General features: G+C 59.9%; 21 protein-coding genes. 6 read left to right on the top strand and 15 right to left on the bottom strand.

Translation table 11 applies throughout. From position 1 onward, the window contains the following. The 5 genes from ACLEJR_RS07620 to ACLEJR_RS07600 form a co-directional block, all read left to right on the top strand. Positions 1 to 1159: RHS repeat-associated core domain-containing protein (locus tag ACLEJR_RS07620; protein WP_440813095.1), on the top strand; the 1159-nt coding region annotated here is incomplete at its 5' end. After that, positions 1150 to 1560, top strand: coding sequence for an SMI1/KNR4 family protein (locus tag ACLEJR_RS07615; protein ID WP_440813094.1), 411 nt, complete (start codon positions 1150 to 1152; stop codon positions 1558 to 1560). The genes ACLEJR_RS07620 and ACLEJR_RS07615, both read left to right, overlap by 10 nt. Positions 1561 to 1708: 148 nt before the next feature. Then, positions 1709 to 2326, top strand: coding sequence for a hypothetical protein (locus ACLEJR_RS07610; RefSeq protein ID WP_440813093.1), 618 nt, complete (start codon positions 1709 to 1711; stop codon positions 2324 to 2326). Between the two features lie 80 nt (positions 2327 to 2406). Beyond that, positions 2407 to 2721 carry an SMI1/KNR4 family protein gene (locus ACLEJR_RS07605; protein WP_440813091.1) on the top strand — a complete coding sequence of 105 codons (315 nt, stop codon included), beginning with the start codon at positions 2407 to 2409 and terminating at the stop codon, positions 2719 to 2721. Beyond that, positions 2625 to 2879 carry an SMI1/KNR4 family protein gene (locus tag ACLEJR_RS07600; protein WP_440813089.1) on the top strand — a complete coding sequence of 85 codons (255 nt, stop codon included), beginning with the start codon at positions 2625 to 2627 and terminating at the stop codon, positions 2877 to 2879. Before ACLEJR_RS07605 ends, ACLEJR_RS07600 begins: the two co-directional genes overlap by 97 nt. 388 nt (positions 2880 to 3267) lie before the next feature. Here the strand turns inward: ACLEJR_RS07600 and ACLEJR_RS07595 are convergent, their stop codons facing one another. The 3 genes from ACLEJR_RS07595 to ACLEJR_RS07585 are packed head-to-tail and all read right to left on the bottom strand — an operon-like array spanning position 3268 to position 5551. Then, on the bottom strand, positions 3268 to 3801 hold the full coding sequence (locus ACLEJR_RS07595) for a hypothetical protein (RefSeq protein ID WP_440813088.1): 534 nt from the start codon (positions 3799 to 3801) through the stop codon (positions 3268 to 3270). After that, positions 3798 to 5093, bottom strand: a complete 1296-nt coding sequence (locus ACLEJR_RS07590) for a PAAR domain-containing protein (protein WP_440813085.1) — start codon at positions 5091 to 5093, stop codon at positions 3798 to 3800. Before ACLEJR_RS07590 ends, ACLEJR_RS07595 begins: the two co-directional genes overlap by 4 nt. A gap of 23 nt (positions 5094 to 5116) precedes the next feature. Next, complete coding sequence (locus tag ACLEJR_RS07585) at positions 5117 to 5551, bottom strand: DcrB-related protein (RefSeq protein WP_440794771.1); 435 nt, start codon at positions 5549 to 5551, stop codon at positions 5117 to 5119. Positions 5552 to 6206: 655 nt separating this feature from the next. Here ACLEJR_RS07585 and ACLEJR_RS07580 point away from each other — a divergent pair. Continuing rightward, on the top strand, positions 6207 to 6566 hold the full coding sequence (locus ACLEJR_RS07580) for a DUF6124 family protein (protein WP_440813084.1): 360 nt from the start codon (positions 6207 to 6209) through the stop codon (positions 6564 to 6566). Positions 6567 to 6741: 175 nt separating this feature from the next. On the opposite strand, the gene ACLEJR_RS07575 is transcribed toward ACLEJR_RS07580, so the two are convergent. Genes ACLEJR_RS07575 through tssF form a run of 12 tightly spaced genes read right to left on the bottom strand, consistent with a single transcriptional unit; the run spans position 6742 to position 22877 of the window. Beyond that, positions 6742 to 7671, bottom strand: coding sequence for a serine/threonine-protein kinase (locus tag ACLEJR_RS07575; RefSeq protein WP_440813082.1), 930 nt, complete (start codon positions 7669 to 7671; stop codon positions 6742 to 6744). After that, on the bottom strand, positions 7668 to 8396 hold the full coding sequence (locus ACLEJR_RS07570; protein ID WP_440813079.1) for a PP2C family protein-serine/threonine phosphatase: 729 nt from the start codon (positions 8394 to 8396) through the stop codon (positions 7668 to 7670). The genes ACLEJR_RS07575 and ACLEJR_RS07570 overlap by 4 nt, the downstream gene beginning before the upstream one ends. Continuing rightward, positions 8393 to 11863, bottom strand: a complete 3471-nt coding sequence (gene tssM / locus ACLEJR_RS07565; protein ID WP_440813076.1) for a type VI secretion system membrane subunit TssM — start codon at positions 11861 to 11863, stop codon at positions 8393 to 8395. Before tssM ends, ACLEJR_RS07570 begins: the two co-directional genes overlap by 4 nt. 13 nt (positions 11864 to 11876) lie before the next feature. Then, complete coding sequence (icmH, locus tag ACLEJR_RS07560; RefSeq protein ID WP_440794759.1) at positions 11877 to 12737, bottom strand: type IVB secretion system protein IcmH/DotU; 861 nt, start codon at positions 12735 to 12737, stop codon at positions 11877 to 11879. Positions 12738 to 12742: 5 nt separating this feature from the next. After that, the gene (tssK, locus tag ACLEJR_RS07555; protein WP_440813074.1) at positions 12743 to 14074 is read right to left on the bottom strand and encodes a type VI secretion system baseplate subunit TssK; all 1332 of its coding nucleotides are present in this window, start codon (positions 14072 to 14074) and stop codon (positions 12743 to 12745) included. Beyond that, positions 14061 to 14573: a type VI secretion system lipoprotein TssJ gene (gene tssJ / locus ACLEJR_RS07550; RefSeq protein ID WP_440813104.1), complete on the bottom strand. Its 513-nt coding sequence runs from the start codon at positions 14571 to 14573 to the stop codon at positions 14061 to 14063. Before tssJ ends, tssK begins: the two co-directional genes overlap by 14 nt. 5 nt (positions 14574 to 14578) lie before the next feature. After that, positions 14579 to 15781, bottom strand: a complete 1203-nt coding sequence (tagH, locus tag ACLEJR_RS07545) for a type VI secretion system-associated FHA domain protein TagH (protein WP_440813071.1) — start codon at positions 15779 to 15781, stop codon at positions 14579 to 14581. Between the two features lie 19 nt (positions 15782 to 15800). Further along, positions 15801 to 15941, bottom strand: coding sequence for a type VI secretion protein (locus tag ACLEJR_RS07540; RefSeq protein ID WP_440813069.1), 141 nt, complete (start codon positions 15939 to 15941; stop codon positions 15801 to 15803). Positions 15942 to 15999: 58 nt separating this feature from the next. After that, a complete protein-coding gene (locus tag ACLEJR_RS07535; protein WP_440813067.1) occupies positions 16000 to 17517 on the bottom strand; it encodes a sigma-54 interaction domain-containing protein in 1518 nt (505 codons plus the stop codon). Positions 17518 to 17527: 10 nt separating this feature from the next. Further along, entirely contained in the window at positions 17528 to 20110 is a 2583-nt protein-coding gene (gene tssH / locus ACLEJR_RS07530; RefSeq protein WP_440813064.1) for a type VI secretion system ATPase TssH, read from the bottom strand. Next, the gene (gene tssG / locus ACLEJR_RS07525) at positions 20107 to 21126 is read right to left on the bottom strand and encodes a type VI secretion system baseplate subunit TssG (RefSeq protein WP_440794748.1); all 1020 of its coding nucleotides are present in this window, start codon (positions 21124 to 21126) and stop codon (positions 20107 to 20109) included. Before tssG ends, tssH begins: the two co-directional genes overlap by 4 nt. After that, on the bottom strand, positions 21090 to 22877 hold the full coding sequence (gene tssF / locus ACLEJR_RS07520; protein ID WP_440813062.1) for a type VI secretion system baseplate subunit TssF: 1788 nt from the start codon (positions 22875 to 22877) through the stop codon (positions 21090 to 21092). Before tssF ends, tssG begins: the two co-directional genes overlap by 37 nt. Positions 22878 to 22880: the final 3 nt, after the last annotated feature.

The following is a 22880-nucleotide window of genomic DNA, read 5'->3' as shown; positions in this document are numbered from 1 at the left end:
GGAAACCTTCGCCTACGACGCCGCCGCCAACCTGCTGGACGGCCCGCAGGCAGGCGCCGGGCGGGTGGTCCACAACAAACTGCTGACCTACCAGGACAAACGCTACCGCTACGACGCCTTCGGCCGCCTGATCGAAAAACGCAGCGCCGCCCGCGGCCTGCAACGCTTTGCCTACGACGCCGAAAGCCGCCTGAGCGAAGTGCGCAACGAAAACGGCAGCGTTGTGCGCATGACCTACGACCCGCTGGGCCGGCGCATCGCCAAGACCGAGCACGACACCCACGGCTACCCGCTGGGCGAAACCCGCTTCACCTGGGACGGCCTGCGCCTGTTGCAGGAAAGTCGGTACAACCAGACAAGCCTTTATCTTTATACGGATAACACCTACGAACCCCTTGCACGGGTCGATGGATACGGAGCGCATCAGAAAGTCCGGTATTACCACAACGATCTGAACGGCCTGCCAGAACAACTCACAGAAGCCGACGGACATAGCGTCTGGCAGGCTCGCTTTGAGGTGTGGGGTAACACCCTCCAGGAAACTCGTGAAGCCTACTTCATCGAAGAGCAGAACCTACGGTTCCAAGGCCAATATCTTGATCGAGAAATTGGACTGCACTACAACGTTTTGAGGTTCTACGATCCCGACGTGGGGCGCTTCACTACGCCCGATCCGATAGGTTTGGCGGGAGGCCTGAACTTTTACGCCTATGCACCCAACCCTATTGGCTACGCAGACCCTCTGGGCCTTGCAGTCGACCCTCTGATAAAACTGAAAGAGCGCGGCTATACAGGCGTTACTAAGACGCCCGGTGGAGGGCTCGACTATTCTGAAAGTAACGCGCTTTACAACAAAAAGCCCGGAGTGAACCCAATCGTCAGAATTGAATACACCGGGGACTATGGCAAAGACTTCGAGGCTGCAAACAAGGCAGCCAAGCTGAGTCAGAAAACTACGCCGTCCGGCCACGTGTGGCATCACCTGGATGATTACGATCCCAAGACCAACACAGGCACTATGCAGCTCATCAAGCAAAGCGCCCACAACGGCATAAGCCATAATGGCGGGGTAGCTCAATACAAAGCAGCTACCGGCAAGGCCTATACCCACCCAGCTCGTTTCAAGAGCAGAACAAAAGGAGCATCCAAATGCGGTTGACCCTCGAAGACTCCGAAAACGCCCTCTCTGTGCAGGAGCTGAATGAGTTTCAAGAAAAATTCAATGTGGAATTACCGACCGCCTTTAGGAACTTCTATTTAAAGCACAACGGCGGAAACTTGTCTGAGAGCAACAGCGAAAATGAATTTTTGTTGGGCGGATTCACCCCGATCAAGTACGGAGAAGCACCTATCGAAATCGTCTATCGCGACCTGACTGACGACGTCCCCTCGTTAAAAGCAATGATCCCCTTTGCCTACGATCAGGGTGGGAACCCCTTTCTGCTGTCGGTAAAAAGGGATGATTTCGGAAGCGTTTATTTGTATTTGATGGACGAAGAAGATCTCGCGTTCGTATGCGAATCGTTTGAGGAATTCCTCACTGAACTCACAAGCCAATAGCATCATGAGTATGCCTTTTAGAGAAACTTATCCTCCGCATGAGCATCGAGGACAATGCTGCGGGCGCACCAAGACGAGGCCCCTCACGTGGTGCAGAACGACGCTCGACGTTAGCTCACGGCGCGGTAGTCAGGCAGAAGGGGAATAAATGAGCATCCTCAAAAGCCTGGAAGCGGAATTACTGAAGGTACTAGAACAGATCAGATTGCCCTCCGTTGGCTTGAAAGCCAGCAAGAATAAGCTTGCTTTGTCTACCGCCAAGGAAAAGCTCGGAGAAATCTACGTTCAACACTTGAACAAAGCCGACGGCTATTACGCAGGGATGGAAATTTTTACCTGCGAAGCGCTCACCTTCTGCAGAAACCAGGCCCCGCCCTATGAAAGCCGACTGCTGAACGCCTACTTTCTGTCGAAGAGCTCCCTATCGGAAGACAAAAAAGAATTTGGCGATGAGCTGGGCGGCATCATCAGAACCCCAGCGTCCAATGAAGTCAGTGCCACGGTTAGCAAAATAACCGAACGGCTGACAAAGACTTACCTGACCAAGGCAGAGAACTGCATTCTCGGCACACTTTCACTGATTGATGACGTCCTGGCCGAACCTGACACCTACGCGTTCCCATTCCTGACGATTCTCTTCGCAGCGCAGAAACACGAACTGAGCCTGGATTCGCAGGTGCTGAAAAAAGCATTCGCGACCAAATCAATTTTCGGCAACAAGCAGTTCGATCTGGCATTGGCGAACAAGTTACTGGCTGGAGGATAAATCAACGTGGAGGAAGCTGGGCGGTCCGGGGGCTGAGGCCCTTTTCTGCAATCAATCTCTACTCGCATAGGAGATCGATAGTGTTCGAAAACAGGTTCTCACATGACGAAGCAGCTCTTACCCCAGCGGATCTGGATCATCTGGAATTCGCCATCGGCAAGAAGCTGCCAACGTCCTTCAGAAACCATTACCTCAAGTACAACGGCGGCATGCCGGCGCGGGGGTACTGGGTCGGCGAAGATGACTTCGAACCCATCGAAGTGGCGGCCTTCAAGCCGATACCATTGGCGACTCCACGGTGCTCTCCACCTATCAGCTCATGCTCAAGAACCAGGTGCTGCCAGCCCACCTGCTGCCCTTCGCCAACGACTGGGGTGGTAATTTCTTTTGCCTGAATCTGGACACCGGGGCCGTCAGTTACTTCACGACCGATAACTTTGACAGCGATCTGAGTCCTGAGGAAAACCAGGCCAGATCAGAAAGGCCGCTCTGCTCGGATTTTCTGCGATTCGTGCAAGGGTTGGTCGATGAAGAGGATGTGGGCGAAGAGTAATGGGCCGACACCGCAAGATTGACCGGAACGCAGAACCCTTTGTGGCGAGGGAGCTTGCTCCCGCTGGGTGGCGAAGCCGCCCTAAAAGGGTGGCCGCGGCCCTTCAGGTAAACCGCATAACCCGGGTCTGCGACGGCTGCGCCGCCGAGCGGGAGCAAGCTCCCTCGCCACAGGGGCCGCGGGGGTCTTCTGACAAGTGTTCAGCTTGTCCACTTAGCTCGTGCCAACCCATACCACTGCTTAGAGACAGACGTTGCACTCCGTGGGAACGAGCCTGCTCGCGATGGCGTCGGGTCAGTTGCATCAGTGGTGGCTGACACGCCGCTATCGCGAGCAGGCTCGCTCCCACAGGGTTTTGGGGTGGGCTGGGATTTGTGCGCACACCGCTTCAGAGATTGGCCGGCACGAAGTCCGGGCCGCCCAGTTTGTCGCGCACCGTCACTGCCGAGCGCATCAGCGGGGTCCACATGCCGTCCGGGCTGTTCCAAGTGGCGCCGGCCCAGCGGGTGTCGGCGACGAGTTCAGCCTTGTGGCTTTCCAGCAGACGCTTGAGCGCCACGCCGACGCTGCCCATGTCCACGTCGAACAGATCGCCATATGGCCCCAACGGTTGCTTTCGCTGTTTGTCCTGGCAGAAGCGGTAGTACCAGACCCAGTCGTGGGCGATGTAGATCGCTCGCGTGCGGTCCGGGTAGGTCGCCAGCAGGGTCAGCAGGCCTGCAACGAAACGCTGGGGGAAAGTGGCGTCGTGGGTCTGGCGCCAGTACGGCAGGATCAGCTGGTCGAACGCGGCCACCACGTTCTGCGGCTCGTCGTTGTCACTCTTGGCCTCGAGAAAGTAGAACGGCTCGCCCACCAGGAATTTGTCCAATTCATCATTGGCCAGCGCCAGCAGCAGCACGTTATCGAGCGGGTTGTTCATTGGATTCTCACTACGTCTCGGGTCGTCATCAGCGTGTTGATATCGTTGCCGTGGGCGATGGGCACGTTGTCCAGCACCGCTTCGCGCATGCCGCCCGGATGGGTCAGGCCGCCGGGGCGCCAGAGCGAGTTCACGCCGCCTTCGTTGCCGGTGGGCATCAGTACCTTGGGGTTGTCGAGGTTCATCATGTAGATGTCCTTGCCCACCAGCGATCCCGGATCGTACCCCAGGGCCGACTCCAATACCGAAACGTCGCCGGTTTTCTTGTACTCGGCAACCACCGCGTTGAGGTCGGATTTTGCCATGACGAACTTGTTCGGGTTGAACGAACCGTACTTGGGGTTGGAGATATCGTCGGCGGTGAACAGGAAACTGCCGCCCTCGTCCTCGAAGGTCTTGAGGTGCTTGTCGATGTACGGGCCTTCGAGATAATCGCTCGGTGGCGGGCGGCTGCCCTTGGGGATGGCCATGATATCGGCTTCGGTCATGCCCGCCTTGTACGCCGCTACCCGAGGCTTGGGCGCCGCACCGATCTTGGCCATTTTCGGCCCCAACCCCAACAACGCCATGCCGGCGATGCCCTGCAGCAGGTCGCGATAGCCTGGGCCGAGGCGGTCGCCCAGTTCGCCGAGCAACGCCATGCCGCCCATCATCGCGCCGCCGATCACCACGAACCCGGCAAACGCCGCTGCACCGGCCATGGCGGCCAGCACGGCAGCGGCGCCCATGGCGACCATGCCCAGCGCTTCAAGACCAGTGTGCAACCAACCTTCGATATCCAGCACGAACGCCATGCTGACCGTCGGCCCACCGATAAAGGTATTCGGGCTGCCGGTCTTGATGTGCGCACCGCAGACCATCTTGCTCTGCAACCGGGCCGCCGGTTTGCCGTTGATGAACACCGTGGCGCTGCCTTCGGCGATCAGCACCGGGAACGGCCAGACCGGATGGTTCATCGGCAAACCGCTGCACCCGGCCGCCACGTCGAGCCCGGCGCGCATCGCGTTGCGGTTGTTGATCTGGACGTTGAAGCTGCCCATGATCAACGCCCCCGTCGTGGGCTCGGGCAAGTTGAAAATGGTGTTCAGGCCCTTGAGGATCTGGAACATCGACAGCCCGCCCGCCGCAATCGAACCGGCCATGATCGCCAGCGCCACGCCGCCCGTCGCCACGGTCGCGGCCACCACCGCAGCACCGATCAACGCGCCGGCCACGGCGCCCGCCACCATCGCGGCCACACCAAACCCGTGGGCTATCTCATCGCCGAGGCGAGCAGCGGCCAACATATCCATTGCGTCAGGTCTTCCGAAGGTGATCAGGCGTTGGGCGGCAGGACCTTGAATGAATGCATGGCCGCCTTCCAGGCCGGCTCGTGGTACACGAGATCGTTCGGCGTGGTCGTCAGCGTGGTGATCAACCCCACCGGTTGGCGATCGATGAACACCTGGCGCAACATCAACTCGCGCCCTTCGCGCTGCCAGCTGTAGTCGAGCAGCACAGCGGCGCGGTCATGCAGCAGGAAGTCCCAGCGCTTGATCAGGTTGAACCCAGGCAACTGCTGCTTGGCACTTTCCAACTGCTGGTCGACATAGTCATTGAACGGCGTCTCACCCCGGCTCGGGTCGCGGCTGATGACGAAACTGGCTTCCTTGGCGCCACCGACCGCCGGCAGCTTGAAGATATTGATGCTCTGGTCGTGCCAACTGTCGGGGATATCGAGATCGGCTTCTTGAAGGCGATAGAGCGTCATGATGTGGATCGTTTCCAAGGCAAGGGTGGGCTCAGCATGCGGCAAATCTTCAAGTAATGATCGGTAACAATCAAGGTGATTGAACCAGCCGTTACCGAGGCCATGACGCCCTTCTCACTTTTGCCACCGAGCCCAGCCAGCCCAACCGACCACCGCCACCCAATCCAGAAACTTCACCGCCCCTGTGGCGAGGGAGCTTGCTCCCGCTGGGCGGCAAAGCCGCCCCAAAACCCATAATGAATGACTCCAAATAAACAGCCTCAACCGACCCCACGACGGCTGCGCCGCCGAGCGGGAGCAAGCTCCCTCGCCACAGGGGTCGTCTTGTGCCTACAGATAGATGTCCAACCTGTCCGCTTTGCTCGCGCCAGCCCACATATCCTTGCGCCGTTGCCTACAACTACGCCAGAATCCGCCCGCTTGTGCGCCTTGTCTCTGGTCCCTATCGTATCTCCCGTCACTGCACATTCAGTGAACGGGCTTGGCGGCCCGGTATTCGAAAGGCGCAAAAACTCTGCTGTTATGGCGGGTTGCGCAAGGATCCCTTCGGGGATGCCGGGTTCCTTTCGTTCCGGTCCGCCAACCTTGTGTAATCCGTCACCCCACCTGCTTGGCGGCAGACGGTGACGGTGTCTCTTACGAAAGGAGAACCACCATGTTCAAGATCACGCCCAATCCCCCGGAAACGGGCTCCACCTCTCAGTCCGCAAAATCCAAAGCCAAGCAGCAAGACGAAACGACCAAGCGCGTTCTCGATCACTACCTGTCGCCCAAACCGACAAAGCCCAAAGACGAACCCAAACCAGGCCAGTTATTCACCGTCGTGAAAGACATCGACAACGAAAGCCTACTCGCCAACCTCAGCGAAACCCTGGCCTCGGCTGAAGCCATGGTCGACGAACTCGCATTCGATCTGGAAGGCTCACGGCGCAATATCGCGCTGGGCATCCAGCAACTGATTGAGCTGAGTTCATTGATGGCGAATCGGGTGCTGGATAACCTCGATCCGCGGTAGCCATCAGCGGCAAAGAAAGAAGGCATATCCTTCACTTCGCTTTCCATTGCGCGAAGCATGTCTCCTGTGGGAGCGAGCCTGCTCGCGATGGCGTCGGGTCAGCAGCTTCGATGCAGACTGACCCACCGCTATCGCGAGCAGGCTCGTTCCCACAATGAGCAGGACGCTTCAGTCCCTACCACCAGGACGAACCACCCCACACATCGCGCAACTGCGCCGCACTGATAGCGCGCTGTCGCGGATTGAACGCCAGCGCCGAGCGCAGCGCTGACCAGCAGCGCCAGGGCAGGTTGCGTGGTGCCTTGAGTTGGCGGTCCAACCGGGCATCACGCGCCTGGATGGAAGATAAGCGACGAAACGGGTGATCGCCGCTCGCCAGTTCGTACAATGAACAAGCCACGCTGTAGATATCGGCGCTCGCCGATAGGGGATCACCTTCGAGCAGCTCAGGGGCGGCGTAGCCGAGAGTCCAGGCTTTGAGGCGTTTGCGGTCCAGTTGGGGAAGGCGCTTGCAGGGCTGCCTTTGGGCGAGGCCCAGGCCGAAATCGAACAACCGCACGCCCTCATCGCAGAGCATGACGTTGCTTGGCTTCAGATCTCCATGCAAAACGCCTCGGCCATGGATAAAGGCCAAGGCATCAAGCAGCGGCACGGCAATCGCTCTCAGCTCATGCCAGGGCAATCCCTGCGGCTGCTCGCAAAGCAGTTTGTCGAGGGTGATGCCATGCATCAATTCCATGGTGATAAAAGCCTTCCGGCGGGCAGCGTCCACTTCAAAGGTGTACGGCTGCAACAGGTTCGGATGGCGCAGTTGTCGAGTCAGGGCAAATTCGCTGTACAGCAACGCGCTGGCATCAGGTGATGTATCGAATTGCTCACTGAGCATTTTCAAGGCGAGATACGGCTCCGGATCGCCGTACTGTTCGTGCAGCAGGTCCCGAGCGCGGTACACCACGCCCATGCCGCCAGCCCCCAGCAAGCGTTCGAGACGATAGCGTCCGGCGAGTATTTCCGGGCTGTCGCCGGCAGTGCACGGGTTCGAAGCGACGGCAGGCGCACCAGCGGCGAACGCGCAATACGTTGGGAGAGGGTCCTCTTCGCTCATTGGCGAATCACCACGGCCGTCAGGTTATCCCGCGCCGTGCCACCCAGAGCGCCTTCGAAAAGATGCTCCAGTACTCTGCGTGGGGATGCCAGGTCCAATGCGTTCCCCAGGGCTCCAGCGCTCAGGTCCTGATATAAGCCATCAGTACATAACAGAAACGTATCGCCGCGGTGAACGTCCAGCTCCAGCACCTCAAGGTTCAACTCCAGCGTGGCACCCACCGCGCGAGTCAACGCCTTGGCCGCCGGATGGGCACACGCCTCGTCGCGGCTGATGCGGCGCGTATCGATCAATTGCTGTTGCAACGAGTGATCCTTGGACAGCTGATACAACCGTCGACCGCGCCACAGATAACAGCGGCTGTCGCCGGCCCAGATGCAAATCCCACGGTTACCTTCCAGCAACAGCACCACGACTGTGCTTGCGCTAATGCCTGGTTGATCCGCTGTGACGGTGAGTTCATGGGCCAGCCGTCGATTGGCCCAGCGCAGGCACTGGCGCACCGCTTTGGAACGTGCGCTTAGATCCCGGTGTAGCGGCAGGTCCGCCAGGTTGGCGATGACCAGCTGACTGGCGATATCCCCACGCCAATGGCCACCCATCCCGTCGGCAACCGCCCACAGGCCATGCTGTGGGCATTCGAGGAAGGCATCTTCGTTGCGTTGCCGGACCTTACCGCGGTCGGTACGCCCGGCACTGTGCCAAGCGCCGACACTTGGCGTCATAGCTGCACCGGCATTCGAAAGGTGCGCAATACGTTCATGTCAAAGGGGTTCGGCGTACGCTGGCTCGTCAACAGATAATTGGCTCGCAGGCCACCCAGGTCTGCTTTGAGCAGGCGCACATCGCGTCCGCTCAGGTCCTCTGTCTGCATAAGGTCGAACAAACGAAACAGCGACCAGGGCCCGGTATTCTTCTCGATTCCCACGCCCCGCCCGACCGTTTTTTCCAGCACCAAGGCGGTACGCCCGTCCTGTGCTGCGCTTGGCCAGGTGAACGCCATAGGCAAGATCGGACCGTGGCGGTATTCAAGCGTCCTGTCACCGAAGCGGAATTCGGAACGGCTTACCGTTGGATCAAGGGTGTAAGGCTCAAGCGTAAACTGCACCTGCGGTTCAGCCGGGTCCTGGGCGAAAAAGCTACGCCGTATGGTGCGCGCCGCTGCCATTTGGTCCAGATAGGCCCTGGACAACGGCAGGCCCTGGCCGTCGACGCTGCGCAGGCAGTACTGCCCCGCCGAATCGTTGACGAAGGGCCGGATATAACTTTCGAAGAATCGATCGGCAACGCCTTGATCCCTGAAGAACTCCCGAAAGTCGTTGAGCGCGACGTCGCTGGCACTGTGGGCATTGAACGGATATCGCTTGTTGATCGCCTTGGCGTAAAAGCTGTACAGCTCGTTCTGATAACGCTGGTTCAAGTAGCGGTACGAATCGTCGAGCACCAGACGCCAGCTGTCCTCGGCCACCGCGCTGAACCATGCCGCGACCGGACGCGGTAACCGAGCGGTCGCGGCGCGCAGGTGACTCAACGCATCCTGCTGGCCGCCCATACGGTTGCGGGCCAGTTCGAATGCAGCATGATCCGGCGCACCGGCTCGAGCCAGGCTCGCCAGTTGCAGTTGCACTTCGTCAAGCGCCCGCAAGGCGTGGTTCAGATCGGCCGTCGGGGCATTATCGGGTCCCAGCAAGCGATGCAGTGACTCGAAACGTCGCTGCAAGGATTTACGCGCAGTGTCCGGCAGGCTCTCCTTTAAGGACCCAGCGACATTCCCGGCCACAGCAGCGAGCCTCGCAACAGGATGCCCTCCTTCCTCGGTCGCCGGCGCCAGCGTATCGAAGTGTTCGGCAACGGTCGTGATACGAGTGTTTTCACGCACCTGGACCAACATCTGCACAATCGGCGAATGAGCCGAGGCCAGCCCTGCAAGTTGCTCGGCGCCCTGGCCCGCACGGGTGATCGTTTGGACGGCTACCTGGCCAACCGCTTCGCTCCAGCGGTCGGAATAGTCACGAAAATACAGTTGTTCCAACTCGGCCATCAGGCGACGCATGTCCATGTCACTGAGGCCTTCGCCGTCACCCAATACCCAGTTGTCTTGCAGTAACCGGGGGATGAGGGTCGCACCGCGGATCGAAAAGAATTGCTCGTAACCCTGCCGGGTGTAGAAACCGGGGATCACATGGTCGGTTCCGACGAGCAACGTCCCCTGGGCGCCCAAGTGGTGACTGAGCCTGTAGGGCGGCAGATGGCTCGCCTGGTCGCGCAGCATCCTGTACACCACGACGGCCATGGATTCACCGCGCAGGCGTTCACGGGCCTGGGCCACCAATGGCTCATCGAGTGCATGGATGAAGGGTTGCTCCAACAGACGCGCGAAATGCGCGTTCAACCTCTGTTGCCGCGCCGCGTCGGCGGGGTAGCGAAGGGACCAATCGGTGGCCATCCGCTCCATGAGCCATGCACTGTCGCGACGCTCTTTCATGCCTAGCATCAGGTACGCACGCAAGCTGACAAGCAGGTGCTCGCGTTCATCCCGGTTGCTGCGGATGTGTTCTTCCAGCCTTTTTGCGACCCGTGGCAACAGTTGCGTTTGCAACGCATGCCGGTAAGCGTCGTCTAGCACAGCGTCACTGGCCTCACCTTGGTACAGCCCCACGCGTTCGTACAGCGGCACTGTCCTGACGGGTGGGAAAACCTGGGTAGCCTCGAAGCGTGTATCAAGTGAATCGAGCATTGCAGCCCAATCGCCGGTGTTTTTCTGAACAGACTGGAGCTGATCCCAGCGTTGCGCCAACAGACGCAGATTTTCCAGACGCTCGTGATTGACCGCAAAACCCTGTGTCCACAACAACCCGAACAGGCCAGGAATCGCCAACCCAGCGAAGTACAAGGCTGACTGCCCCCAGTAGAGGCGTCGGCGCCCGCGCTGATCGAGGTCGGCCAAGTCGGCCTCCGGGAAAATTACCCGACTGAACAAATGATGGACGAATCGCCCAGGCCGACCAGGCGCAGCTCGGGCGTTCGCTCGCGTCTGTCCGCCGACCGAGTCCGGAACCAGACTCGAAGACGGTACGCAGGTCAGATAGAAGCCGCGCAATGTGCAGCCGCTGCCGGTGAATCCTTGTTCGGCCAACAAACACAGATGGGCGCCGATCTGCCCCAGTCGATGGGGAAAATCCAGGATGCTGCCGCGTCGTAGCGAGTCACGCTCCTGCTGCATCCGCGTGATCACCTGGCCATTGAGCCGCTGCAACAGTGCTTCGAACTCGCTACGCAGCAGACTCACATCGCAACCCCGCTGGTCTCGATTGAAGCTGGCGCCCAGCACCTGGTTGTTTTCCTCGCGCGTCAGCGAATCGAAGAACTCATTGAAGCCGGGCACTCGGTCCGCTTTGCTCAGGATCAGGTAGGTCGGCACATCAGTGTGTAACCGCCGTCGCAGTTCTTGCAGACGTCCTCGGATCTGCCGGGCCAAGGCGTCGACTTCACTCTCGCTGCCCGACAGCAGGAGGTCGATAGGCACGGTCATCAGCACACCACTCAAAGGGCGTCTGCGGCGACGCTTGCGCATCAGCTCGAGCAACGCAGCCCAGGCACTGTTGTCGACGTCGTTGTCCGCCTGGGTCAGATAGCGCCCGGCGGTGTCGACCAGCACGGCGTGTCCGGCGAAAAACCAATCGCACTGCCGGGTAGCGGGCAGGCTGTCGTGGGTTTGCTGGTCGAATCCGCCTTGGGACAGTTCATGGCCGCAGCTACGCAGCAGACTGGTCTTGCCGCTGGCTGGCGGCCCCATCAACAGGTACCACGGCAGGTCGTTGCGCCAGCGTCCGCTACGTCCGGGATAAAGACTGGAGGACCTCAGCGCTCTCAACGCCTTCTTGAAGCGCGAGCGCACCTCGCGTCGCTCACTCTCAACCCTGGCTTGAGACACCTCGCAGGTGTCGTTTCCACCGAGGCTCGCGGACGATTTCCCGCGCCCATTGAAGAACACCATACCCAGGCCCCAACCCAGCACAAGCACAATGATGCTCAGCAATCGCGCCGTGGTGCTCGCCCAGAATCTGTAGTCATTGACGGCCACCAGTGGCCCGACGAACCACACCATCAGCGCGACCCACGACACCAATAACAGCGTCCAGACCCAGGTCTGGCGCGCCCAATCCACGGTTTTGCGGTAAAGCAATTTCATGACACGTCCCTGTTTACGACCGCAGCCGAGCGGTAGCCGGTCCTGGCAATAGATAAGGTTGAAGCACGTTTTTACGATGCTCGCTCAACACCCAGGCGAAGCTCGAATACATCGTTCCCAGGCAGATCGCCGTGAAAAGCGCCACGGCCCAGGCAGGAGCCATGCGCATCGGTTTGCGTCGGTTTTCATCGCGCATCTCACCGGGCGGTGATAGCTCGGGGGGCACCCCGCGGACTTGGCGAATCAACCGATACAGGGCATCTCGAAGACTTTCCAGCTCCAGTATCCCGCGCGTCTGAACCCGATACTTGCCCTCGAAGCCAAGGGCCAGGCTCACATATAGCAGCTCGAGCATCGCCAGATGTTTGATGGGGTTTTTCGATAGGCGCTCGAGCAGCTGGAAAACCTTCTCGCCGCCAAACGTTTCGTTGTGGAACGTGCTGAGCATACTCATCTGCGACCAGCCACTCCCAACACCCCACGAGGTCGTCACGATCGCCTCGTCAATCACGGTGCAAAGCACGTAACGAGCAGCAATTAACTGGCTGCTTTCCACGCCCTTTTGCACTGCGTGGGCCTCGAACTGCTCCAGGCCCTGACTCAGTTCCTGCTTGAGTGTCTGCAAGTCCTCGCGTTCGCCGCCACGCTTGAGCTGGATCACTTGCGACAGCAACCCGGACGCTGCCGCGACCAGTGGATTGAGGCTGACATTCGATGATTGGAGGCGCGGCTGGTGCGCCGCATAGATCATGCGCTCCTGTAGCTGTTCCATGCGTGGCGGCGCGGCGCCGTCGGTCAGGGGCCCGCAGACGGGGCGCTGTCCATGATGATCGAGCAGGACAGTGGTTTCGTCCTGGGGATTTTCCGTATCCATTGCGTTCAATTCCTGATGGCCCAAAAGTTCAGTTCAAGCCCGGCGAAATCGCCGCTGACATGAAATGCGAAGCCTGCGCAGCGCTTGAGCTGAACCAGGTCTTCGGGGCTGGGCTCGAGAATGAAATAAGTCTTGTTGGCGTGGAAAGCGATCTGCCGCGGTGCAACGGGCAATGGCCTGAGCGGGATACCGGGCAGGTGCAGGTTGACCAATTGGCGGATGCGCTCTACCGAACTGATCTTGAGATGCGACGGCAACCGCTGGCGCAGCCCTTCGCCGTCGCAATGGGCACTGGCCGCCAGTACGAACGAGGCCGAGTCCAGCAGCGAAGGGTCCTTTAGCTGTGAGACGAAGATGCCGTACTGGCGTGCCTGCAATTGCAGCTCGATGGCATGCTGCTCGAGCACCATCGCCAACACCTGCCGGATCGCTTGCATCAGGCTTCGAAAACACGTGCCTTGGTCGAGGTGCCGGTAACGGTTGTCGAGCGGCGGGCGTTTGCTCTCGCTGGAAAACGTCGACAGGTCTCCCAACAGCGTCAGCAGCGCCTGGTACAGCGTTTCAGGGTGTACCTGTTCCAGATCCAGATAGTGGCGCAACAGCAGTTCGCTGCGGTTGATCAACTGCAACATCATGAAATCGCCGACCTGAGCGCCGCCGACTTTGCCGTTGGAGCGAATCCGCTCGGCGAGGCTATCGCCACGGTGGCCAAGCATGCCGATGATTTCTTTCAGGCATGACTGTAGAAAAGGGGATGAACGCACGTGGATAACGCTCGGCACAAATTCCGGGTCGAGCCGGATAACGCCATCGGCCGTAATGTCGAGCACCTCACAGAGCTTGAGTTTCACGAAGGCATGGTCGCTCTGTTGCTCGCCCAGCAGCAGGCGCAGGTCCGGTCGACCGCAGCTGATCTGGCTCCCGCCGGCGCTTGCGGCATTGGAGTCGATCACCTGCGTGTCGTATGTGGTATAGCGTGCCAGTACGTCGGACTGTTCCGGACTTCTGGCCTCGATGTGATTGCCGGTCACCAAAGGCAGCGCAAGGTAAACCGGGGTGTTGCGGGTGTTGGACGGTATTTCCAGGATCAGCGGTTCGGCGTTGCCTCCCGACTCGAAGAGGCTGCCGTCTGGCAGCACTCCGCTGGCCTGGCTGACCACCAGCTGGCCCATGTTGAGAAATTGCCGGTCGATTTCCAGCGCCAGGAATCCCCAGGCATAGCTGGACAGCAACCGGGTGCGCGCCCTGAGTTGATGATCGAAATAGCGGTCGTTGTGTTGCAGATGCTGCGGGCGCAACAACATGCCTTCTTGCCAGATGACTTTATCGTGGTTCATTGCCCGTCCTTTTGGCCATTGCGACAGGTGTCCTGGAGATCCCATTCTGATCCAGAGTCAGATGCGCTTCAGTCAGCTGCTGCGCCGCGATCGGCAAGGTGTAGCGCCAGCGGACATGCGGCAGGTCGCGGTAAGCGGCCAGCACGCCGACGTAACGCCCCATACCCGAGATACTGAGCCTGAGCTCCACCGTTTCGCCGGGGCGCAGTTCTAACTCTTCGCTAAAGATCAGGTCGGGCGACAGGGTATCTTTCGCTCGCTCATAGAGACTCAGGAAGTCCGCGTTCTCGAACGCCACTGGATGCTTGAGCTCGAACAGTCTCACCACCACTGGCGATGGTCGTGCGTTGATATCTGGATTGAGCTGATCACTGGTGACCAGCGTGAGGTTGAGCTTGGCCATCGTCGAGAACGGCGACAGCACGGCGCACCCGCTCAAAAGCAACGTCGTGGCAAGCGTGGTCAAGGTCCTGGATAAAAACATCGTGCAATGAGCCATGGTCGTCATCCGCGGTACTCGGTATGCAGGCTGGACACCAGGCGAACCTGCTCCTCGTAGGCGCGGGAGAAATCGCGGGCCAGCACCCGCTCGGTCCAGTCGTCGTCCTGGCACAGCCCCTGGTGATACCGTCCATAAGCCTTCCAGTAGTGACCCGAGGTGGTAATCAGCGGTTTATGTTCCCGCTCCATGCGGAGGATCAATTGCCGGGGCGAAAAGTGCTCCAGCGTCGCCCGCAGGGTGGCCCGGCTGGCTGAGAGCAGAGCCACCTGGTGGGCTTGCAGGTCACGGTGGGCCCGGGCAATGACCTGATCGGCCGGCAATACGGATGGCGTGTCCGGAAGCAACAGCCTCTTCAACGCGAGAAGCGGATCGTCGGTACATTTCAGCGCGCCCTGCTGTTCGTCATGAATGGGCGGATCAGACAGGCGCAGCTCGTTCTTCAACTCCGACTGAGTGCGCAAGCCCTGTTGCAAACCATGGACGCTTTGCTTGAGCAACTGCGCTGCGCTGATCGCCAGGGCTTCACGCGCTTTGTCGTCCAAGCGCTCAAGGTCCAGGCCCAAGGCAGCACCGAATCGCTGCCAGAACGCTTCGCATGGGTGATCGGCTGCAATGACGGTCGGAGCTGGCTTTGGCACTGGCTCGAAGGGTGCCTCAGTCAGCTCCGGCAGCGGCAGGTTTTCCATGTCGACGCGGGCGTAATCGGCACGACCGAACGCATCAGGCAGCACGGCAGCGGGACAGATCAACTCGTCGATGTCACCAAAGGCACGCTCCTGCTGATCCAGCGCCTTCAAAGGATCGAGGGTCAGAAATGCGTCGTCCGGGATGAGATCGCCCATCGGAGTTGTACGCCCGGCTCCCACGACACCGCCAGTATTCCCCGGGACCAACCGCGCCACGACCTCCATATCTCCCAAGACGTAGACATCGCCGTCCTGTACGCGAACCGGCTTGCCCTTGGACAGACGCACCCCGCTGGCCCGGTGAACGGTACCGTTGCCGCTGGTATCGGTCAGGAAAAATGCCCCCTCGCGGAAGGTGACCAACGCGTGCCGCTTGGAAAGCACGCGTCTTCGGTCGGGAATGACCCAATCGCAACCTTCGCCGCGTCCGATCACACCACCGGCTGGCCCAAAGGTTTTCCGGCATAGCTGCGCTGGGATGAATTGCCCGGTGCTGAGCACCTCGAAAACAAGTTCCATCTACACAAGCTCCTTGCGATCAACTGCCACGGTTAACCGCCTGCGGATCACCCAGAGGGCGATAATCGCTGTCGTTGAATTTGTAGTTGCTATTGCAGCCACCCAGGGCGATGAGCAGGACGAAGGGCAGCAGGACGGCTTGCCATGGAAAGACAGGCATCGGAATCTCCGCAGATGAAAGGGCCAGGGGTATTGGTAGAAATGGGCAAGTGGCAGGTTCAGCCATCGAAGTCCCTGCGTTCGATCTTCAGACGGGTCAGGCGGTAGAGCAGTGTGCGCAGTGGCAAGCCCAGCTCGCGCGCGGCACGGGTCTTGTTGCCGTTGTTCTCGCGCAGGCAATCGACCAGCAGGCGACGTTCGATTTGCGCCAGCCGTTCACGCAGGCTTACCTGGCCACGTCCGGGTGGGCTATCGATGTGCAAGGAAAAATGCTCGACGAGCAGTTCGCCGCCCTCGCATAGCAGCACGGCTCTTTCGACGATGCTCTTGAGTTCACGGACGTTTCCCGGGAAGCCATAGGCGGCCAGATGGTCAAGCGCCGCCGCTGACCAGGACACCGGCCCACGCTGCAAGAGCGCGCAGGCCTTGTCGGCAAAATGCCGGGCCAACTCGATGATGTCCCCTTCGCGCTGGCGCAACGCCGGTAGCAGGATCGGAAACTGTGCGAGGCGGTAATACAGGTCTTCGCGAAACTTGCCCTCTTCCATGAGCTGCTTCAGGTCGCGATGAGTGGCGGCGATGATGCGCACGTCCACGGTGTGGGTGTCATTGCACCCCAAGGGTCGGATTTCTCCCTCCTGCAATACACGCAGCAGCTTGGCTTGAAGGGCCAGCGGCATGTCGCCTATTTCGTCGAGCAGCAACGTGCCGCCGTTGGCCGCATCGAACAGCCCGGCCCGGTCTCGGTCCGCACCGGTGAACGCGCCTCTGCGATAGCCGAAAAGCTCGCTTTCCAGCAAGTTCTCGGGTACTGCAGCGCAATTTTGCACGATGTATGCCTTGGACCGCCGCGGGCCATGGTCGTGGATCGCCCGGGCCACCACTTCCTTACCGGTACCGGTCTCGCCTCGCAAAAGCACGGTATAGGGGCTGTGCAGCACCTTATTGATCAGCGCACAGGTCTTGCGCATCGCCGCGCTCTTGCCGATCAGGCCGAAGCCATTGCCGCCCGACAGGGCCGGGGCAGGCGGCGCGGGTTCGTCGACGGAACGGCGCGGACGCTGCAGCAAATGCATCTGCCCGAGGGCGAATGCCCCAAGTTGCGTGAAGGAGTGAGCGTACCCTTGCAGGTCCAGGTGCTCGGCACTGGCACACAGCAACAGCCCTCTCGTGCCGTCCTGTGGATTGACGAGGGGCACACAAAGCAATGACTGCCATGGCGTGGCCCGAGGTGGCAGGAAACGGGTCTCGTGCAGGCTTTCACCTAACGCATCAAGGCACACGACGCGGTTCTGGCGCAGGGCGTATTGCAGCAGTTGCTCATCGTGATAATCGGACGGCAGGTCGCTGCGATCACGAAAGTGCAAGTGACCTTCGAGGCATTCGGTGTTCAACTCAAGGCGAGTGCGGTTTGCATCACAAAGATACAGCTGCACCAACTCGCAATCGCTGAGTCGCGCCACGCCTTGGATGAAGACTTCCACCAACGCAGCGCCGTCCGTAGCCCCCGAAAGGCTGGCAAACTGCTCCAGGAGCGCTTCTGCATAGGGCAGCGGATGCGCAATCTCTCTCAACATCGCACCCACCTCAGCTGAACTCACACACGACGCCCGCATCGCTGTCGAGCGTGGCATGTACATGCCGCACCTGTTCCTCCCCCGCCATGGCCGCCAGCAATCGGTCAGCGACCAAAGGCGTCAAGTGCCGGTCCAGCAAACGGTCAATCAACCGTGCGCCGCTGTCGCTGCGTGTGCATCGCTCGACCAGATGTCCCACCAGAGTCTCACAATAGGTGAAGCCCATCTGGCGGCGATGCAGCCGCTCGCCCCATTGATCGAGCTTGGCTACCACCAACTCACGCAGAACCGCCCCATCGACCGGTAGATAGGGCACCACGCACATACGCGCTAACAGTGCGGGCTTGAAATGCTGACTCAATATCGGGCGAATTGCCTCCTCAAGGCGCTCGGCACTCGGCGTCTCATCGCTTTCGCACAGTTCGGCGATACGTTCGCTGCCCAGGTTGGACGTCAGCAAAATGAGGGTGTTACGAAAATCGATTTCCCGTCCTTCCCCGTCATTGGCCAGACCTTTGTCGAAGATCTGGTAAAACAGGTTCAACACCTCCGGATCGGCCTTTTCAACCTCGTCCAGCAACACGACGCAATAGGGTCTTTGGCGAACGGCCTCGGTGAGCATGCCGCCTTCGCCAAAGCCAACGTAACCCGGGGGTGCGCCGATCAGGCGGGAAACCGTATGTTTTTCCTGAAACTCGGCCATGTTGAGTATGGTGATGAAGCGATCGCCGCCGTACAAAAGGTCGGCAAGGGCATGTGCCGTTTCGGTCTTGCCGACTCCGCTGGGCCCGACCAACAGAAACACGCCCACCGGTGCATCGGTCCGATTCAGGCCTGAAGCGGCGGCGCGCATCGCCCGATCAAGCGCCTGTACGGCCGGTTCCTGGCCTCGAATGCGGGTACGCAAGTCCCCCGCGAAACTGGCGACCTTGGCGTTATGTTCCCGAGCCAGTTGTGCCAGCGGCACACCGGTCCATGCATTGATCACCTCCGCCACCAGTCGCGGGCAGACTTCGAAGCTGACCAGTCGCTCCTGGAGCTGCGCAGCCACCAACAAGCGGTGGGTCTCGTGCAGCGCCTCCTCCAGGGCCTCGACACCTAGAAGCTGATCGCCTTTGATCTCGCGCGCCTCGGCCAACTGCCGTCGCAGTGACAACAGCCGCTCGGCAAGGATGCGCTGCTCGGACCATTGGATTTCCAGCGTCCGATGCTTGAGATCAATGGCTTGCAGGTGTTTCTCCAGCGCGTCCAATGCGTGGGGATCGACCGGTAATCCAGCTTCTGCATCACGGCGCAACGCATACCGCTGGCGTTCGCCTTCAGCCTGCTCGCCACGCAATCGTTCGAGGCTTGGAGGCGCAGCGGCCAAGCTGATGCGCACGCGGGCACAGGCAGTGTCGAGTACATCTACGGCCTTGTCGGGCAGTTGCCGGCCTGCCAGGTAGCGAGCCGACAACTGCGCCGCCGCGACCACCGCATCATCGCGCAGATAAATGCCGTGGCTGCTTTCGTAGATCCGGGCCAGCCCTCGCAGGATCGTCACGGCTTGATCGACGGTCGGTTCGTGCAATTGAACCGGTTGGAAACGGCGGGCCAGCGCCGGGTCCTTTTCGAAATATTGTTTGTACTCGGTCCAGGTGGTGGCGGCGATGGTGCGCAGCTCGCCCCGGGCCAGAGCAGGCTTGAGCAGGTTGGCGGCGTCGCTGGCGCCAGCGTTGTTGCCAGCGCCAATCAGGGTATGTGCTTCGTCGATAAACAGGATGATGGGGCTGGCCGACGCCTTTACGTCGTCGATCACACCCTTGAGACGCCGCTCGAACTCCCCTTTGATGCTGGCGCCGGCTTGCAGTAGCCCCATGTCCAGTGCCAGCAGTTCCACACCTTCAAGCACCGACGGCACTTCCCCGGCCGCGATGCGCAAGGCCAGCCCCTCGACAATGGCCGTCTTGCCCACCCCGGCTTCACCCACCACGATTGGATTATTCTTGCGCCGACGAACAAGGATATCGATCATTTGCCTGATCTCATCGTCCCGACAAAGCACGGGGTCGATCTGGCCCTCGCGGGCCTGCCGGGTCAGGTTATGGGTGAACTGCTCCAGCATGTCGGCGTTCATCGTCGCGGATCGATTGAGGTCCGACTGGGGCGGCTGTAAGGCCAATTCCTTGAGTCGGTCGGCACTCAACCTGCCAAGCAAGGCCTGATAAGCACTGCCCGCATAGCGAAGCGGGTTACGTAGCAACACCAGGACCAGCGCAGCTTGTCCGACCTGGCTCTGGCCCAGTTCGAGATGGGCGACCAACAACGCATCCTGCAACCATTGCACCAGCTCGGGCGCGAACACCGGACTGCGCGTAGTACTGTGTCCCAACTGCGGTTGCAAGGCGGCGTTCAGCTCGCCGACATCTATTCGCGCCTCCTGCAAAGCACGTACAAGCAGCCCCTGCGGACGACCCAGCAGGCTGAGCAATAGATCTTCCACCAGCACTTTGTCCGCGCTGCGGACTATGCACTGCTCGGCCGAGCGCTCCAGGTCGCTTTTCGTTTCGGCGTCCAGCGCCTGGATAAGTTGCTGAAGGTCTACGTTGATCATGTCGTCCATTCCAAATGAGATTTGCTGCCGAGGATCACCACGCCATCCGCACGCTCGCGCCCCAGCCAACTGGTCCATCCCAGGCGACAGGTGTTCTGCTCGCCGATGCGCAAATCGCGTATCTGCTGCTGACACAGGACCAGGCGGATGTCGTATTCCAGCGAGTCACGCAGGGTGAATCGCACCAACGAACACAGCGGCTGGTAACCGATGCCTATGGGCAGGAATTCATGGAAGCGTTGCCAGTCCAGCCCGCTGATATGGATCCGGAACTTGCCACCGCAATCGCGCACTCGTTCGCCGAGTACCAGCTCGCTGCTCAACCGGCTGTTGACGTTCCCAAGGCGATTGCACTGCTCGTCAGGAATGTCCACGCGACGCTCGACGCACTGTTCAAGGTGGACTTCGGCGTGCTTGAAGTAGTAACGCAGTACGGCTTCGATCAATGCAGCCGAATGAGCACGTAGACTCAACAGGCCCAGGTAAGGCAGCAGACGCCGCCAGTTCAGGTGGCCGGCCCTGCGCAGCTCTTCGTCGCCCAGACCGACCAGGGCAAACAGCTGTTGCGAGAACGGGTCTTGCGCCCCTCTTTTAAAACTCGCGCAATAACGGTACTTGCGCCAGATCGGCAGCATCAATCGCTGGAGGCGGTGGTGGAAGATGTCCAGGAAATGCAGCGTCGGATTACTGCCCTCCTCCCCCAAGGCCTGTTCACCGTAGAACGCCGGTAGCGGCGATCCGGCTCCAACCAGGCTCAGCAGATTCAGGCGCAAGCGCGCCCGTAGCTCGCCGTGCTCCTCGAAGAATTCGACGCGGTCAATATCGCTGGCGGGAAACCCCAGGCTCGGGTTGGCATGGAATTCCAACCGGTCATACAGCGCTTCGTCATCGAGTTCGGGATGGGCCTCACGCAGCTTATCGATGACCAGCGACACAGCCTGGAACAACGAGTACTCGCGTATTGCTTGTGTCAGCGCGCTCATAGAAGCGGCTGCTGTCCCATACGGGGCGCCCATTGGTACACCTCTCCTTGTGTGCTGGTCACGCGCAGTTCGTGGTACGAATTGAGGCTGGCATACAACGCGAAAAATTCGTTGAGCACTGAAGCGAAGACGAACAAGTCGCCTTCGCCGATATAACCCTGAGGGTCGATGGTCAGCTCCGTACACAGGCCACGAACCGGCAAGCCTCGATGCAGCCGGTCGACAGGCCGATGTCTGATGGACTTGAGCCCATCGAGCAATCGCTTGCTGACCTTTTCCGCCTGCTCATCGTGGTACTGCGCAAAATCGTAGGTTTTGAGGATCACCTTGAGCGCATTGACGTTTGCCAGCGACAGGTAGTTGAGTGACATGTTGCTGATCAATTTCCAGAGGAAGTCGTGACCGAGCGGAGGTGCGAAGCTCGGCGTCACCCGGCCGATATTGCGAAAACTCAAAGACTCCGGAGTTTTTTCTCCAGGCTGGTCGATGTCCCCAGGCCTCAACTGGCGTGGCAGGTCCTGATTGGTGCACATCAGCTCTATGGACAGGGTTTCATGAGGCCTGATGTGTTGCACCCCGAAGCTCAGGCGGGTATCGAGGCCGCCATGCAGTGACGATGGACGCTGGCGGACGCTGTAATAAGGACGGTCCTGGGACACGTCAAAGCTTGCATCGTGCTCGAAGGATTCGAACGGTACATAGATCTGGTGGCCCAACCCACCAGGCTTCCACCCGGTGACGCCTTCTACTGAAAATACCGCGCAATGCTTCTGCTCGTAGTCGGCCGGCAACAATGGGTAGTCGTCCTGCTTGCCATCCAGGCGGATGGGCTGCGCATCATGCTTGAACAGGTTGACAATCGGCGTGCAGTAGAGCTTTACGTTTTCCAGTGTCGGGCGCATCCGCTGCAAAGCACTTGTGCCAATGTCGAAGCGCAGCTCCAGACCGCGCATCTGTTCGAAGCTATCGGCTTGCAAGGTATTGATCACATCCAGGCCGATGACGTCGACAAACAGAAACTTGTCCTGGAATGCAAAATACTCCTGCAAGTAGCGATAACCGCGGAAGGTATTCAGCGGGTAGGGAAGCAGGGCTTCCTCTTCGGCAAACCCTACGGGCCGGACACTGTCGGGCGCGATATTGAATGTGAATGGGGCGCCGTCTGCAGCCTTGAGGGCTGCCCCGGCTCCGTCCAGCGGAACCAACTCGATACGTTCAAGGTGACGTAGCAAGCTGAGATAGAGTGCCTGGCTGATGTAACGCTCCCCAGCCAGGTGCAGACGCAAACGACTCAGTTGGAGGTCGCCAAAATGACCGTCGCAGCACATCTCCAACCGCAGGTTCAGCAGCGAACCTTCGCCTTTAACCGAATAATTCAAGCCCGTCAGTTCCAATGCCAGGAGGTCGATTGGATAACAGGTCAGAAAACGGCAAGAGACCTCTTCGACAGGCTTGCTCTGTACTGATGTATCACGCGCCACTCTCAGCGCAGGGCCGGGGCGCCTGAGCGGGTCGAACTGCAACATGCCAAAGGCTGGCAACGGCCGCATATAATTGGGCCACAACAGCTGCATCAACGAATGACTCAGTTCCGGCAACTGATCGTCGAGCTTCTGGCGCAGGCGCCCCGTGAGGAACGCGAAGCCCTCCAGCAGCCGCTCCACATCCGGGTCTTGTCCCGCCTGCCCAAGAAAGGGCGCCAAAGCAGGATTGCGTTCAGCAAAGCGTGCACCCAATTGGCGAAGCGCAGTCAGCTCGCTTTGGTAGTAATGGTTAAGAGGCATGTG

This window comes from Pseudomonas sp. SMN5, assembly GCF_052041925.1.
GTDB lineage: Bacteria > Pseudomonadota > Gammaproteobacteria > Pseudomonadales > Pseudomonadaceae > Aquipseudomonas.
This window is presented reverse-complemented; position numbering and strand designations above follow the sequence as displayed.